Origin of the sequence: Gottfriedia acidiceleris, from assembly GCF_050457485.1 — a bacterium.
GTDB classification, from domain to species: domain Bacteria; phylum Bacillota; class Bacilli; order Bacillales; family Bacillaceae_G; genus Gottfriedia; species Gottfriedia acidiceleris_D.
This window is the reverse complement of the sequence record NZ_JBCMJM010000009.1, coordinates 94,982-110,605: the sequence shown is the minus strand read 5'-3', so window position 1 is coordinate 110,605 and position 15,624 is coordinate 94,982. Positions and strand designations below refer to the sequence as shown.

Annotated in this window: 12 protein-coding genes and 1 other annotated feature; of the genes, 9 read left to right on the top strand and 3 right to left on the bottom strand. The window is 33.0% G+C overall.

Features of this window, described 5'->3' with window-relative positions:
• Positions 1-14 precede the first annotated feature (14 nt).
• Positions 15-1,049: an ion channel gene (locus ABEY15_RS11245; RefSeq protein WP_429890171.1), complete on the bottom strand. Its 1,035-nt coding sequence runs from the start codon at positions 1,047-1,049 to the stop codon at positions 15-17.
• Positions 1,050-1,097: 48 nt separating this feature from the next.
• Positions 1,098-1,580 (bottom strand): hypothetical protein, encoded by a 483-nt coding sequence (locus tag ABEY15_RS11240; RefSeq protein WP_429890170.1) that lies wholly within the window; start codon positions 1,578-1,580, stop codon positions 1,098-1,100.
• Between the two features lie 218 nt (positions 1,581-1,798).
• On the opposite strand from ABEY15_RS11240, the gene hemA reads away from it, so the two are divergent.
• The 8 genes from hemA (at position 1,799) to ysxE (ending at position 11,549) form a co-directional block, all read left to right on the top strand.
• Positions 1,799-3,151 (top strand): glutamyl-tRNA reductase, encoded by a 1,353-nt coding sequence (hemA, locus tag ABEY15_RS11235; RefSeq protein WP_429890169.1) that lies wholly within the window; start codon positions 1,799-1,801, stop codon positions 3,149-3,151.
• A gap of 10 nt (positions 3,152-3,161) precedes the next feature.
• Entirely contained in the window at positions 3,162-3,995 is an 834-nt protein-coding gene (ccsA, locus tag ABEY15_RS11230) for a cytochrome c biogenesis protein CcsA (protein ID WP_069035196.1), read from the top strand.
• Positions 3,996-4,007: 12 nt separating this feature from the next.
• Positions 4,008-4,940 (top strand): hydroxymethylbilane synthase, encoded by a 933-nt coding sequence (hemC, locus tag ABEY15_RS11225; protein WP_429890168.1) that lies wholly within the window; start codon positions 4,008-4,010, stop codon positions 4,938-4,940.
• Positions 4,933-5,697 (top strand): uroporphyrinogen-III synthase, encoded by a 765-nt coding sequence (locus tag ABEY15_RS11220; protein ID WP_429890167.1) that lies wholly within the window; start codon positions 4,933-4,935, stop codon positions 5,695-5,697. The genes hemC and ABEY15_RS11220 overlap by 8 nt, the downstream gene beginning before the upstream one ends.
• A 32-nt stretch (positions 5,698-5,729) precedes the next feature.
• Positions 5,730-6,716, top strand: a complete 987-nt coding sequence (gene hemB, locus ABEY15_RS11215) for a porphobilinogen synthase (protein ID WP_097978417.1) — start codon at positions 5,730-5,732, stop codon at positions 6,714-6,716.
• 6 nt (positions 6,717-6,722) lie between these two features.
• A complete protein-coding gene (hemL, locus tag ABEY15_RS11210) occupies positions 6,723-8,009 on the top strand; it encodes a glutamate-1-semialdehyde 2,1-aminomutase (protein ID WP_429890166.1) in 1,287 nt (428 codons plus the stop codon).
• Positions 8,010-8,550: 541 nt separating this feature from the next.
• Complete coding sequence (locus ABEY15_RS11205; RefSeq protein WP_429890165.1) at positions 8,551-10,431, top strand: LysM peptidoglycan-binding domain-containing protein; 1,881 nt, start codon at positions 8,551-8,553, stop codon at positions 10,429-10,431.
• 86 nt (positions 10,432-10,517) lie between these two features.
• Complete coding sequence (gene ysxE, locus ABEY15_RS11200; RefSeq protein ID WP_429890164.1) at positions 10,518-11,549, top strand: spore coat protein YsxE; 1,032 nt, start codon at positions 10,518-10,520, stop codon at positions 11,547-11,549.
• Positions 11,550-11,640: 91 nt separating this feature from the next.
• Here ysxE and ABEY15_RS11195 read toward each other — a convergent pair whose 3' ends face one another.
• On the bottom strand, positions 11,641-12,405 hold the full coding sequence (locus tag ABEY15_RS11195; RefSeq protein WP_429890162.1) for a sporulation protein: 765 nt from the start codon (positions 12,403-12,405) through the stop codon (positions 11,641-11,643).
• Between the two features lie 227 nt (positions 12,406-12,632).
• Positions 12,633-12,868, top strand: a binding site (T-box leader).
• A 55-nt stretch (positions 12,869-12,923) separates the two neighbouring features.
• On the opposite strand from ABEY15_RS11195, the gene ABEY15_RS11190 reads away from it, so the two are divergent.
• Complete coding sequence (locus ABEY15_RS11190) at positions 12,924-15,566, top strand: valine--tRNA ligase (protein WP_429890161.1); 2,643 nt, start codon at positions 12,924-12,926, stop codon at positions 15,564-15,566.
• Positions 15,567-15,624 lie beyond the last annotated feature (58 nt).

Here is a 15,624-nt window from a genome sequence, read left to right as displayed (position 1 = left end):
CTCACCACAACTATTTATAAAGCTTTTTTAGTTATCTTTTTTAATAAATTCTCTTCGCAATAAATATACAAACGATCAGTAGAATTCAATTTACACTCTCTTAGTTTTGGAATATTTAACTGTTCATTTATCGCTAACAAAGTTGCTCCTTTTTCAAATAATTGTAGAAAGGCATCTTCATAAGTTTTCCATTCTTTATTAGGCTCGATTACATGTATATTGCTTCCATCAAACTTTGTATTTAAAAAATGCCTAAAAATTGTTGAAGTTCCAGGATGTAAAGTTGTTTTAGCGATTAGACGTGAAACAGATTCATATGATAAGACAAAATCATCTACATTTACGTGCTTAAAATTGACGATATGGCTTTCTTTTGATATTTCGACAATTGTATGAATAGGCATTTTTTTTGTAGATGATAGTGATTCGACGGCAGAAGCGATTAATAGCGTTTTTCCATCTTTTAAAACACTGTCTTCTATTGTAGAATCTGCAAATATACATACCCGTTTTGCCCCGAATATATTTGCATTTAGTAACGTGTTTTCGATTGAAGGGTCTCCTTGAATAAAATGAACTCGAGGATGCTCATAAGGTGATGTTTCTAGATTATCAATTAATACAATTTTTGCATTCGGTGAAGAATCGAAAAGTTCTTCAATCGCATCTCTTGTTTTTTTAGACCAACCAATATAAATAAAGTGATCATGATCCTTATACACAATTCTTCCCTCCAGCTTTAAACGATGATATTTAGAAAAGGAATCAACAGTTTTAGATACTAGTAAGCCTATAATACCGACCCCAAAAATAAATAAAAACATTCCTAAACATTTTCCTGCAACTGTTTTTGGAAAGAAATCTCCATAGCCTACTGTCGTCAAAGTAGTCATTGTCCACCACAAACCATCAAATAAAGTTGGAAAGGTTTGTGGTTCTAAAATATGTATAGTTATTGAACCAAAAGAAACAATTAGAAATGATAGAATTAAAATTGATACATAATTAAAAGAGACAAATTTTTTCCATAGTGCAAGGAAGTATAACAAAGATGTTCCTCCTTTTAAAAACTGCTAGTTATGTATAAAAAAGTATGTTTATTTTTTAGAAAATAGAAGATACAAACCGATAACAGCAATCAATATTGGCCAATAGTTCTGGAAAAACGAGACTTGTGATTGGAGCGAACTAAGCATTGTTGCAAGCTTTTCATTAAAAAGGAAAAATAAAGACATAATAAATAATAATAAACCAGGTAATAGCTCACCTTTTCCTTTTCGAGATTGTAGTAACATTCCGATTGAAATGATGAGAGTAAGAACGGACCAATGATTTGGCCAATTTTGAAAATGTTCGATGGCATAAAAATGAATTCCAAATCCAAGAACGACAAGTCCTGGGAATACATAATGAGTTTCTCTTCCTTTAATAGCTTGAACGAGAAGTGCAATACCAGTTATCAAGATCGGAGTCGTCCAAAATGTGAAAATATGTAAAGCTGGGACTTGCCATTTTGAAATAAGATAATAAATGCCAAAGCCAATTAATAGGATTCCAATAAATAATCGATTTTTTTTCATAGCAACTCCTGTTTAACATTATTTGTAATCACTTTTATTTTAAAATTATTGTATAATAAAATTTGTGTACATTTAATAGTATAAATCGGATTAATAATTCTACAAAATATTACATTTATGATAGCATATTGATGTAGAACATAGATATGAAATTTTGCTAAGCAAAGATAGATATAAAACAAAAGTTTGTACAAAGTTTTTTAGGGGGGCTTTAGGGCATGCACATCATTACAATAGGGATTAATTATAAAACTGCCCCAGTTGAAGTGCGAGAAAGGGTAGCGTTTGCTCCAAATGAACTACAGGACGCAATGAACTCATTAAAAAAAGAAAAAAGCATTTTAGAAAACATTATTGTTTCTACTTGTAATCGTACGGAGATTTATGCAGTTGTCGATCAAGTTCATACTGGTCAATATTATATGAAACGCTTTTTATTACAACGTTTTGACTTAAAAGATGAGGAATTATCACCATATTTAATCATTAAAACTGGAAATGATGCAATTAACCATTTATTCACTGTAGCAAGTGGTTTAGATTCAATGGTAATTGGTGAGACTCAAATTCTTGGACAAGTAAAAGATAGTTATTTACTTGCTCAAGAGAATCATGTAATTGGTACGATTTTTAATCAATTATTTAAGCAAGCAATTACATTTGCAAAAAAAGTTCACTCAGAAACTGGAATCGGTGAAAATGCTGTATCTGTAAGTTATGCTGCTGTAGAGCTATCAAAAAAGATTTTTAGCAATTTAAAAGGCTGCAATGTATTGATTGTTGGAGCAGGGAAAATGAGTAACTTAGCTTTACAAAACTTGTATTCTCAAGGAGTAGGAAAAGTTACAGTTATTAACCGAACTGTTGAAAATGCAGTTAGACTTGCAGACCAATTCAATGGGATCGGAAAAGGGCTAGAATCACTTGAAAATGCTTTGAAAGAAGCGGATATCGTTATTAGTTCAACTGGATCAAAAGAATACGTGATTACGGAAAAAATGATTCGTCGAATTGAAAAATCAAGAAAAGGTAACCCATTATTCTTAGTTGATATCGCTGTTCCTAGAGATATTGAACCATCAATTCATCATATTGATAGTGCATTCTTGTATGATATTGATGATCTTCAAGGAATTGTTGCAGAGAATTTAGCAGAACGTGAACGTGAGGCAGTAAAAATTAAGAAGGCAATAACTGAAGAAATTGATATTTTTCAATCTTGGTTATCAATGCTAGGTGTTGTTCCGGTAATCTCTGCATTACGTGATAAGGCGTTAGATATTCAAGCAGATACAATGAGTAGTCTAGAGAGAAAACTTCCTCATTTATCTGAAAGAGATTTAAAAATTATCCAAAAGCACACAAAAAGTATCGTAAATCAACTTTTACGAGACCCAATTATGAAAGCAAAAGAAATGGGTACATCAAAACACTCAGAAGCACAAATTGCCCTTTTTAAAGAAATATTTAGTCTAGATGAAATTTTACAAGAATCTAAAGATGAAAAACACATGCAAACTAATCAAGAAAAAGAGACTATTTCTTTAAAACAAAACTTAGGTTTTTTATGAGGTATAGTTAGTGGCGCTTTTGGAAAGTAGTTTTATCTATCACTTATTAATCTTATTGTTTGCATGGAGTATCGTTTTTTCTTTTATAGATTTTATAGATACAAATAGGATGGCAAGTCGGGTAGCATTTTATTTGCTAGCAATTGTTTGGGTGTTTTCTTCTGTTTTAATGATTTACACCATTAGCCAATACAGTTTATATTCCTTTATTACTTCCAGGGAAGGGCTATATATTTATGTATGGATTATCATATCACTATCACTGTTTATTAATTGGGTAGTAAAACTAGAGTACTTAGTTTTCTTTACAAATGTTGTTTCATTTTTAGTATTTTCATTATCAATTTTAATTCCGAAGGCGGGTAAAACAGCTACATTAGTCGATCAGTTAAAATCGGAGTTATTATATATCCATATTGGACTTGCTTTCTTAGCATACGGTGCATTTACCCTGTCCTTTATTTTTTCGGTTATGTACATTTTTCAATATGTTTTATTAAAAAAGAAGAAATGGTCTACACATTTAAAGAAGTTGGGGAGTTTAGGTAAGTTGGAAAAAATGTTTATTACATTTAACTTATTTGGAGTTCCGCTAATGCTAACTTCCCTTATTTTAGGTGTTATTTGGGCAAGTATTCGATTACACACATTTGTTTGGTATGACATGAAAGTAATAGGCTCATTTTTCGTTTTAATCATGTATAGTACATTTATGTATTTAAAGGTAAGCAACCGTTTCTATGGCAAATCTCTTTGCATATTTAACATCTGTTGCTTCTTAGTTTTGTTCGGAAATTATGTTGTTTCAAATCTATATTCAAAGTTTCATTTATGGAGTACGTAAGGAGATGTAACAATGCGTAAAATTATAGTTGGTACAAGAAGAAGTAAACTAGCATTAACACAAACGAAATGGTTTGTAGAGAAACTAAAAGAGGTAGCACCCGATTATGAATTTGAGTTAAAAGAAATCGTTACAAAAGGTGATGTAATACTTGATGTAACCCTTTCAAAGGTTGGAGGAAAAGGTTTATTCGTTAAAGAAATTGAACATGCAATGTTAACGAGTGAAATAGATTTAGCTGTACATAGTATGAAGGATATGCCAGCTATTTTACCTGAAGGTTTAATGATTGGATGTACTCCTAAACGCGTTGATCCTAGAGATGCCCTACTATCAAATAGTGGAAAAGGATTAATGGAACTTGAAGAAGGATCAGTTGTCGGTACAAGTAGTTTAAGAAGAAGTGCTCAAATTAAAGCAGTTCGTCCTGATCTACAAATCAAATGGATTCGTGGAAATATCGATACACGTATTCAAAAGCTAAAGGATAATGAATACGATGCGATTATTCTTGCAGCAGCTGGTTTAACAAGAATGGGTTGGGCTGAAGAAAGTATAACTGAATACATTGACGAAACAATCTGTGTACCAGCGGTAGGCCAAGGTTCACTTGCTATCGAATGTCGTGAAAATGATACAGAAATCCGTGAATTACTAAATAGACTCAATGATGAATTAACATATACAACAGTAGAAGCTGAACGTGTATTTCTTCATAAAATGGAAGGTGGTTGCCAAGTTCCTATTGCTGGATTTGCAACGATCGATGACAAAGATGAAATCTCGTTAACTGCACTAGTAGCTAAACCAGATGGAACAATCATCTTAAAAGAAACTGTTAAAGGTACTGATCCAACTGAAATTGGAGAAAAAGCTGCAAATCTATTAATTGAACGTGGAGCAAAGGATATTATTGATTCTGTAAAAGAGGCTGCGGATGAATAATTCCTTAAATGGAATGAAAATATTAGTGACAAGGGCAGAGCAACAAGCTGATGAATTCAATCAATTAATTCATCAGTTTGGTGGATGTCCTATTAATCTTCCACTTCAAAAAATAGTTAAAAGTGATATTACAATTAATGAATTGGAAAAATTAGTTCTTGATACAGAATGGATTTTATTCACAAGTGTTAATTCAGTAAATTACTTTGTGCAAAATATTACAAAGGAGCTTAAACAAAAAATTCTTCAAAAAAAAATTGGTGCTGTCGGAGAAAAAACAAAGAACCGATTAGTTGAAGAAGGATTTGAAGTAGCTTTCCTTCCAAGTCAATTTACTGGTAAAACATTTGCTTCTGAGTTAAGTTACATAGTAGAAAAAGGAACAAAATTTTTATTTTTACGTGGCTCTTTAGCGAGTGATAACGTACCAAAAATACTAGGAGAAAATGGTCATATAGTTAATTTATTAACTGTTTATGAGACCATTGCAAATCTAGGAATTAAAAATGAACTGTTAAATTTATTAATAAATAAAAAACTGGATGTGATTACATTTTTGAATCCATTTAGTGTAGAACAGTTTTGTTTTTTGATTGGAAATAAAATTAGTATGGAAGATTTAAAAAACATTCAAATTGCTTGTATCGGTGAAGTAACCGCACAAAAAGCTAGAGAAAAAGGTTTGAATAATATTATTGTTCCTAGTAAATTTACAACAGAGGCTTTAATTAAAAAAATAGTAGATGATATTGATTAATCAGATCGTCTTTAAAAAAGAAGGAGAAAAAAATGACTTATTCTATTCCGTTTGATCGTCACCGTCGTTTAAGAAGTACACAAGCATTACGCTCTATGGTTAGAGAGACTCATTTACATAAAGAAGATTTTATTTATCCTCTTTTTGTTGTTGAAGGACAAGGGGTTAAAAACCCTATTAGTTCAATGCCAGGTGTATTTCAATTTTCGTTAGATGAATTAAAAAAAGAAATGGATGAAATTGTATCATTAGGTATAAAATCTGTCATATTCTTTGGTATTCCTGATGTAAAAGACGCAGTAGGTTCTGAAGCGTACTGTGCAACTGGAATCGTTCAACGTGCGATTTCACAAACGAAAGAACAATATCCTGAAATGATTGTTATTGCAGATACATGTTTATGTGAGTATACAGATCATGGCCATTGTGGAGTTTTAGAAGATGGGTATGTTAATAATGATGAATCGTTAATACTATTAGCAAAAACAGCAGTTAGTCAAGCACAGGCTGGCGCAGATATTATTGCTCCTTCAAATATGATGGATGGATTCGTAGCAACAATTCGCCATGCTTTAGATGAGGCTGGATTTGATAATATTCCAATTATGTCATATGCAGTAAAATATGCTTCAGCATTTTATGGACCATTCCGTGAGGCAGCTCAAAGCGCTCCAGGACAAGGTGATCGTAAGGCATATCAAATGGACCCTGCAAATCGTTTAGAAGCGTTCCGTGAAGCAGAATCAGATACAGTTGAAGGTGCGGATTTCTTAATCATTAAACCAGCTCTTTCATATTTAGATATCATTCGTGATATCAGAAATAACTATCACCAACCAATCGTTGCTTATAATGTTAGTGGAGAATATGCAATGGTTAAAGCTGCTGCATTGAATGGTTGGATTGAAGAAGAGAAAGTTGTAATGGAAAAATTAATTAGTATGAAACGTGCTGGTGCAGATATGATTATGACTTATCATGCTAAAGATGCTTGCAGATGGTTATCAGAAGGGAAGTAATAATAAATGAGATCATATAACAAGTCAATTGAAGCTTTTGAAGAGGCAAAACAAGTACTTCCTGGAGGAGTAAATAGTCCGGTACGTGCATTTAAAAGTGTTAATATGTCACCAATTTTTATGAGTCATGGAAAAGGTTCTAAAATATATGATATAGACGGAAATGAGTATATTGATTATGTATTATCATGGGGACCTCTGATTTTAGGTCACTCAAATGAGCGTGTAGTTGAAGGCTTAAAGCGAACAGCAGAAACTGGTACTAGCTTTGGGGCACCAACATTAAAGGAAACAGAATTAGCTAAACTTGTTATCGAAAGAGTGCCTTCGATTGAAGTTGTGCGAATGGTTAACTCAGGAACAGAAGCGACAATGAGTGCTTTACGTCTTGCTCGCGGATTTACTGGTCGAAACAAAATCTTAAAATTTGAAGGATGCTACCACGGACATGGTGATTCTTTATTAATTAAAGCAGGTTCTGGTGTAGCTACACTTGGATTACCAGATAGTCCTGGTGTACCTGAAGGTGTTGCATCAAATACAATCACTGTTCCTTATAATGATTTAGAAAGTATACGATATGCTTTTGAACAATATGGAGATGACCTAGCAGCGGTTATTGTTGAGCCAGTTGCAGGTAATATGGGGGTTGTTCCACCAGTTGAAGGTTTCTTAGAAGGCTTAAGAGAAATTACGACTCAATATGGTACATTATTGATTTTTGATGAAGTTATGACTGGCTTCCGTGTAGGATATAATTGTGCTCAAGGTCATTTTGGTGTAACACCTGATATCACTTGCTTAGGAAAAGTTATCGGTGGAGGTTTACCAGTAGGTGCATATGGTGGAAAAGCTGAAATCATGAATCAAATTGCTCCAAGTGGCCCAATTTATCAAGCTGGAACTCTTTCAGGAAATCCTTTAGCGATGACTGCTGGTTACGAAACATTAAGTCAGCTATCAAAAGAAGATTATGTAGAATTTAACCGTAAAGCTGATTTGCTAGAAGCAGGTTATAAAGCTGCAGCTGAAAAATACAATATTCCACATTGTATTAATCGAGCAGGTTCAATGGTTGGATTCTTCTTCACAAACGAAAAAGTTGAAAATTACGAAACAGCAAAAACTTCTAATTTAGAAATGTTTGCTAAATACTATCAACTAATGGCTGAACAAGGAGTTTTCTTACCACCATCACAATTTGAAGGTCTATTCCTATCAACTTCACATACAGACGAAGATATTCAAAAAACGATTGCAGCTGCTGAATACGCATTTTCGCAATTAGTTTAATTTAAGGTGGTGTCCTATTTTTAGGGCACCATTTTTTGTTAAAGAAAATAGAGTTGGTAAAGCTTCAGTAGAACGACTGTAGAGAAAAATAGAGAAGTTCAAGCTGCAAATAGATATATAGGAGAATTACAAATAAGATGCCGATCTATGTAAAAATAGATGAGGAGAAACTAAAAAAGCAAACTGCAGTTAAAATCCCAAGAATAGCAATTAACATGTAAAATTACCCATACCATTATAAATATGATCGAGTAAATGAAAAACACCCTTTATTTACCCATCTACTAATTGGTAAATAATTTCAATAACATTGTTGCCCATTTCTTTCTTCAGTTTTTACTGATACTATTCGTCCAGTGCTTCGTAAATGCCGCTTTTAATTTTTCTTTTTCCTATTATCTTTTCACTGTTTTTCTTTAATCCTGCGATTTTTAAACCTTTCTTAATATAAAATAACAATCTTTTCTTCATAAATTTTTCGTTTCTTTCATAAAAATGTAATGTCATAGACCAAATTGGACGATGAGAGGAGGACATTAAGGTGTCTTCAGAAAATCAAACAAATATTCGCTTTTCATTGAAAGAAACTGTCTGGTTCCAAAAAGGACAGGAAGTTAAAGAGGTAAGGTCACTCTCGTTAAATCCAGACATTACTATACAGCAATTTGAAGAATATGTTCAAGTGAAGGGTGTCTTAACCTTAGAAGGTAATTACACACCTGATTTATCAAATCAAGGTGATTATTACTCATTAAGAGAATTAGCACCTTCAAGAATGATTGAAAATGTAATCGCTCTTGAAGATGGAAGTTGTGAAATGATTCATCAGTTCCCTGTAGATATTTCAATACCATTAACTAGGATTACTGATCTAGAAAATCTATGTGTTTCAGTAGAGACATTTGATTATCAAATAGCTGAAAAAGGTAGTATTCAAATTGCTGCTGATTTATGTATTTCTGGTCTACATGACCATAATAGAGCAGTAGAAACTTATCAAGAACAAAGAGGGTATGAGCAATATAATAACTACGCATACGAAAACGAATATCGCTCAAGTAATGAAGGAAATGAAGGATATGAGTATCAGGAAGAAAGAGAACAAGAGGAACAATTCCAATTCTTCCATCAACCAACTTCAGAACAGGAATCAAGTGAACAAGATAATCTTTACGGCAGTGATTGGATTCAATCCCTTGAAGAGAATGATGAGCAAGAAGAACAAGACACATATCCTGGGCAACCTACTTACTTAGAGGTTTTTCAGCCTGAAGAAGTAGTTGAAGATCGAGTCGAAGCAGTTGAAAATGAAGTGGAACATTATTATGAGTTAGAAGAAAGCGAAGAACAAAGTTATGAAGAGGAACAACAAGTAGAAGAACAATCTAATATTGAAATTATGGTCCAGTCAGAGCAGTCAGAGGAATTAGTGCAGTCAGAGCAGTTAGAAGAGCAATCAGAAGCTCAAGAGGAAGAATACGAAGAAGTATTTAGAGGCTTTAATATATCAGCAGAAGCAATGGAACCACAAGCAATGGAACCACAAGCAATGGAACCACAAGCAATGGAACCACAAGCAATGGAACCACAAGCAATGGAATCACAAGCAATGGAACCACAAGCAGTGGATACAACCCCGAGCTTCTTAATGAATAATAATGATGTAGAAGCTAGTCAAAGTGAAAATACAGCACAGGCAACTAACAATCCGTATAATGAGCGACCTAGTTTCTTGAATAATGATTTTAATGTACACAGTTATTTAAACAATTCATTAAATAGTAGACCTAGCTTCTTAGATAATGATTTCAGCACTTTGCAAAATGTTAATAATGAAAACAATGCTCAAAAAGAAATAGAAAAATATGAAGAGCTATATAATCGAACTTTAGAGCAAAACTATCAACCATATGTTAACCAACAATTTCAGCAAGCTCCATTTGCATATAATCAAAATCAGGAACAATTCTATCAAAATCAGGAGCAATTCTATCAAAATCCATTCCCTCAAGTAAATCAAGAAAATAATTTCGCGAATCCAAATGATGTTCGTCAAACACCACCATATTATGCAGATTATTATCAAGCTCAAGTGGAGCAACAAGAAGCACCACCACCTGAATTACCAAAAGTAGAAATAAAAGCTGATCCAGTTGGTAAAAAGGAAGTAAAAGAAGAAGTAAGCGAAGCAAGAAGCATTAAAAGTGACAATCTACTATCAAGTTTGTTTACTGGCGAAGGAAGAGAAGATTCTTATACTAAATTAAAACTATATTTAGCTCAAAATGGAGATACAATTGAATCTGTCGCTAAAAAATATAACTTACAAACTCAGCAGTTGAATCGGGTTAATAACTTGAATGATGAATTTTTATCAGAAGGGCAAATCATTTATATTCCTGTAACTGCTATAAAACAATAACAATATGGTAAGAGCTTTGTATTAGTTAAGACACTTGTCTACTAATACAAGGCTTTTACGCATTTAGAAAGTGAGAGTGACGCATCTTGTATAGAAAACCTAAAGATGAAATAAGCGTCATTTTAGCACAGTATCATATTGTACCAAATTATTTTGAAACTGTTGGTAAGGTAGTTAAGATCTATACGAATCAAGGTGTATTTGCGCTAAAAGAGGCAAATGTGAATCGAGTTTATAGAAATAATTTGATTGAAAATGTTCGTTCTTTACAAGATAAAGGCTTTCGAAATGTTGTACCAATATATCATACCCAGAGTGGAGATTATATTGTTGAATTTAATACGAAGCATTACTATTTAATGCCGTGGATTGAAAGTGTTGATGAAAAGTCAGATGAGAATTTGCATTTTCAACGAATGTTTACATCACTAGGTAAGATGCACAACAGTACACAAAAAGAGAAAAAGGTAGATAAAGATCAATTACAAATCCACTATGATACGTTAACAAAAAGGTGGAGTAAAGATAAAGAAGTATTGGAAAATTTCATTGAAGTTGCAGAAGGTAATTGGTATATGTCACCTTATGAACTAAGCTATTGTACGTATTTTCATAAAATATTAAGTGCACATCAATTTGCTAAGGGACAGTTAGATGAATGGTTTAAAAAAATGAAAGAAACTGAAAATACGAGAGTTGTCATGAACCATGGAAATTTATCTATTTCCCATTTTCTTGTAAATAAAAGAGGTGAAGGTGTCTTTATCAATCTAGAAAATGCACAAGAAACTACACCAATTCAAGATTTATCGAACTATTATAAGAATTCTTTTAAAACATATCCTATTCAGCAACCTGATCGTAATAATTGGCTTAAAATGTATGAAAAGAATTTTTCATTAAGAGAAGAGGAAAGAATGTTATTTTTAAGCTATATGGCATATCCAACTCAGTTTTCTTCCAAAATTTCTAATTATTTAAAGCGATCCGGGGTTAATAATGAAAAAGACAATGTAAGAGATTTATTAAATGCATACTGGCATATGATTAATATTGAATTTTTTGTTTCTAAAATACAAGAGGATATTGAAGCAGAGAAATCTATAGATGGTTTATGAGTTCAAACTGCATAATTAAGAGAGAAAATAAAAACATCTATCCAATCACCGCATTAATGTTAGCAACATGGATAGATGTTTTTTATGTTTATTATTTTACATGACGTTTAATAGCGTTTACTACACTTTTACGTACAAAATCCTTGTCCGTAATATGATCCTTTGAAAAAGAGATTCGAACATTATTTTCATCTGTACCAAAGAATTTAGAAAACTTACCTGTTGTTTCTTTTTGTTTTTGATTAAGTTGAAGGATTAAGTCGACTGTTTTGTCAAAGCTTAAATAGTTAACTTCAACCTCCTCTAATTTTCCACGGAATTCGCCATTCATTGGGTAAAATTCAAATTCTTGAATAATTTTTCCATATTTCTTTTTGTTTTCACTATCTCTTAATACAAATCCTTCTTCTTGAAGTGCCTGGATTACCGTTTTTAAGCCTACTGAAGGAACTACTTGTACGCCATCAGCATCATATTGGTCAACAGCTTTTTCTATTTCTAAATGAGTTTTAATCCAAATATGGGATTTGTGAAGTGATACTGGTGTATTTTCAGATAAGGTGAAAAAGAAAGGAATAACAACTTCTTCATTTGCATTTATTATACGATCAACTGATACGATAAATTTTTGTAAAGTACCATTCTTATTAACAATCTTATCATTTGATTCAACTTGATATTCAGTCATTACATGTAAAAAGACGGAATCTAGTTCTTGTTTAACTCGACCACCTTTTATATATAATTCACCTTTTACTCGTTCACCAGCTTGATATTCTGTTTTTTCAAGCTTTGTATCGATTCTCGTTCCACCGATTCCGAGAACACGAGCTAATGTATTTTTAAATAAACCCATGAATATCCCCCTAAAAATTATATCTACATACTATATAATTATCGCATAATTAAATAAGTACTAGTATACCAGAATGTTAAATAATCATTACAATTATTTGTCGTATTTTTTTTATGTATTAAAAAATGTGGTACTATATTGACACATATTGAATAATCTAGAAAGAAATTAGAAATAATGTTGACTAAGCTTAAGTAAATTTTGTAGACTATTACATATATTCATAATGAAATGCAATGATAGGGAAGAGTACAACGAACTAGTTCTTCAGAGAGGAAACCATTTGGTGGGAGGTTTCTAGAAAATAGAGTTGGAATGTCGCCCTTGAGCAGTGACTTCGAAAGCTTTTAGTGATTAGAAGTTACCGGATGATCCGTTATCTTTTTTAAGTGTGTCAGTTAAACAAAAGTTTTTTCTGACAAAAAAAGGTGGTACCGCGAATTCAACTCCATTCGTCCTTTTCAAGGATGAGTGGAGTTTTTTTATTTTTCAATAATTATTAGAGGAGATGAATCCGAATGGAAACTACAAAAAAATCATTACCAACAAAATATGATCCGAATTTAGTTGAAAAAGATCGTTACCAATTTTGGTTAGATGGGAAATTCTTTGAAGCACAAGTGGAATCAGAAAAGCCGAAATATACAATCGTAATTCCTCCACCTAACGTAACTGGAAAATTACACTTAGGTCATGCTTGGGATACAACATTACAAGATATCTTAACTCGTACTAAACGAATGCAAGGTTATGACGTACTTTATTTACCTGGTATGGACCATGCTGGTATTGCTACACAAGCAAAAGTTGAAGCGAAATTACGAGAAGAAGGCTTATCAAGATATGATTTAGGACGTGAAAAATTCCTAGAAAAAGCTTGGGAGTGGAAAGAAGAATATGCTTCACACATTCGTTCTCAATGGGAAAAAATCGGTTTAGGTTTAGATTACTCTCGTGAACGTTTCACATTAGATGAGGGGCTATCTGATGCAGTAAAAGAAGTATTCGTTAAGCTATACAAAAAAGGTTTAATCTATCGTGGTGAATATATCATCAACTGGGATCCAGCAACAAAAACAGCTTTATCAGATATCGAAGTTATTTATAAGGATGTTCAAGGTGCATTCTACCATATGCAATATCCATTAACAGACGGAACTGGAAAAATTCAAATTGCAACTACTCGTCCTGAAACAATGCTTGGCGATACTGCTATTGCGGTTCATCCAGAAGACGAAAGATATAAATCAATGGTTGGTAAAACAGTTACACTTCCAATCGTTAATCGTGAAATTCCAATTATTGCTGACGATTATGTTGATATGGAATTTGGTACTGGAGTTGTAAAAATTACTCCTGCCCATGACCCTAATGATTTTGAAGTTGGAAACCGTCATGACTTACCTCGCATTCTTGTAATGAATGAAGATGGTACGATGAATGAAAAAGCAGGAAAGTACAATGGTATGGATCGCTTTGAATGCCGTAAACAAATCGTTAAAGATTTACAAGAGATGGGTGTTCTTGTTGAAATCGAAGAACATATGCATTCTGTAGGTCATAGTGAACGTAGCGGAGCGGTTGTTGAGCCATATTTATCAACTCAATGGTTTGTTAAAATGCAACCACTAGCTAATGCTGCAGTAGCATTACAAAATTCTGATGATAGCGTAAAATTTGTACCGGATCGTTTTGAAAAAACGTATCTACGTTGGATGGAAAATATACGTGACTGGTGTATTTCACGCCAATTATGGTGGGGACATCGTATTCCGGCTTGGTACCATAAAGAAACTGGTGAGATTTATGTAAATCAAGAGCCACCAGCTGATATTGAAAATTGGAATCAAGATAACGATGTTTTAGATACTTGGTTCAGTTCAGCATTATGGCCATTCTCAACTTTAGGTTGGCCAAATGAAGAAAGTAAGGATTTCCAAGCTTACTTCCCAACAAATGTATTAGTAACTGGTTATGATATTATTTTCTTCTGGGTATCACGAATGATTTTCCAAGGAATTGAATTTACTGGTAAACGTCCATTTAACGATGTTTTAATTCATGGCTTAGTACGTGACGAGCAAGGACGTAAAATGAGTAAATCGCTTGGTAATGGTGTTGACCCAATGGATGTTATTGAGAAATATGGAGCAGATTCATTACGTTACTTCTTAACAACAGGAAGTTCACCAGGCCAAGATTTACGTTTCAGTATTGAGAAAGTTGAAGCTACTTGGAACTTTGTAAACAAAATTTGGAATGCTTCTCGTTTTGCTTTAATGAATATGGAAGGCTTCACATATGAAAATATCGATTTAACGAAAGAAAAATCTGTTGCTGATGAATGGATATTAACTCGTTTAAATGAAACAATTGAAAGTGTAACAACTTTAATCGATCGTTATGAATTTGGTGAAGTTGGCCGTGTACTTTATAACTTCATTTGGGACGATGTTTGTGACTGGTATATTGAAATGGCAAAGATTCCTTTATACGGTGACAATGAAGATGCAAAAAACATGACTCGTTCAGTTCTTGCACACGTATTAGAAAGTACAATGAAGCTTTTACATCCATTTATGCCTTTCGTTACTGAAGAAATTTGGCAATCTCTACCACACCAAGGGGAGTCTATTACAGTTTCTGCTTGGCCGACAGTTAGAGAGGAATTAACAAATAAAGAAGCTTCTGAAACGATGAAAATATTAGTTGAGTTAATTCGTTCAGTTCGTAATATTCGTGCAGAAGTAAACACGCCAATGAGCAAAAAAGTTCAACTAATGATCTCTGCAAAGGATGAAACGATTGCAGCTGCATTAGAAGAAAATCGTTCATATATTGAACGCTTTTGTAATCCAGAAGAATTAACAATTTCTACTAACTTAACTGCACCAGAAAAATCGATGTCAGCAGTAATTAGTGGGGCTGAGCTTTATCTTCCGCTAGAAGGATTAATTAATCTTGAAGAAGAGAAAAAACGTTTAGAGAAAGAATTAGAAAAATGGACTAGTGAAGTTGAACGAGTTCAAAAGAAATTAAGTAACCAAGGTTTTGTAGCGAAAGCTCCTGCAGCAGTTATTGAAGAAGAGCGTCGTAAAGAAAAAGATTATCTTGAAAAACAAGAATCTGTAAGAGCTCGAATTGCAGAACTAAGTAAATAAGTAGTTTAAGCAGGCAATCTAATTGACTGCAATAAAAGTTAGTCAAATAAAAACGACG

Excerpts from the sequence above, each read along its gene's own strand:
- ABEY15_RS11240 (WP_429890170.1), bottom strand. The coding sequence starts at position 1,580 with ATGAAAAAAAATCGATTATTTATTGGAATCCTATTAATTGGCTTTGGC.
- hemA (WP_429890169.1), top strand. The coding sequence starts at position 1,799 with ATGCACATCATTACAATAGGGATTAATTATAAAACTGCCCCAGTTGAA.
- hemC (WP_429890168.1), top strand. The coding sequence starts at position 4,008 with ATGCGTAAAATTATAGTTGGTACAAGAAGAAGTAAACTAGCATTAACA.
- ABEY15_RS11220 (WP_429890167.1), top strand. The coding sequence starts at position 4,933 with ATGAATAATTCCTTAAATGGAATGAAAATATTAGTGACAAGGGCAGAG.
- hemB (WP_097978417.1), top strand. The coding sequence starts at position 5,730 with ATGACTTATTCTATTCCGTTTGATCGTCACCGTCGTTTAAGAAGTACA.
- hemL (WP_429890166.1), top strand. The coding sequence starts at position 6,723 with ATGAGATCATATAACAAGTCAATTGAAGCTTTTGAAGAGGCAAAACAA.
- ABEY15_RS11195 (WP_429890162.1), bottom strand. The coding sequence starts at position 12,405 with ATGGGTTTATTTAAAAATACATTAGCTCGTGTTCTCGGAATCGGTGGA.
- ABEY15_RS11190 (WP_429890161.1), top strand. The coding sequence starts at position 12,924 with ATGGAAACTACAAAAAAATCATTACCAACAAAATATGATCCGAATTTA.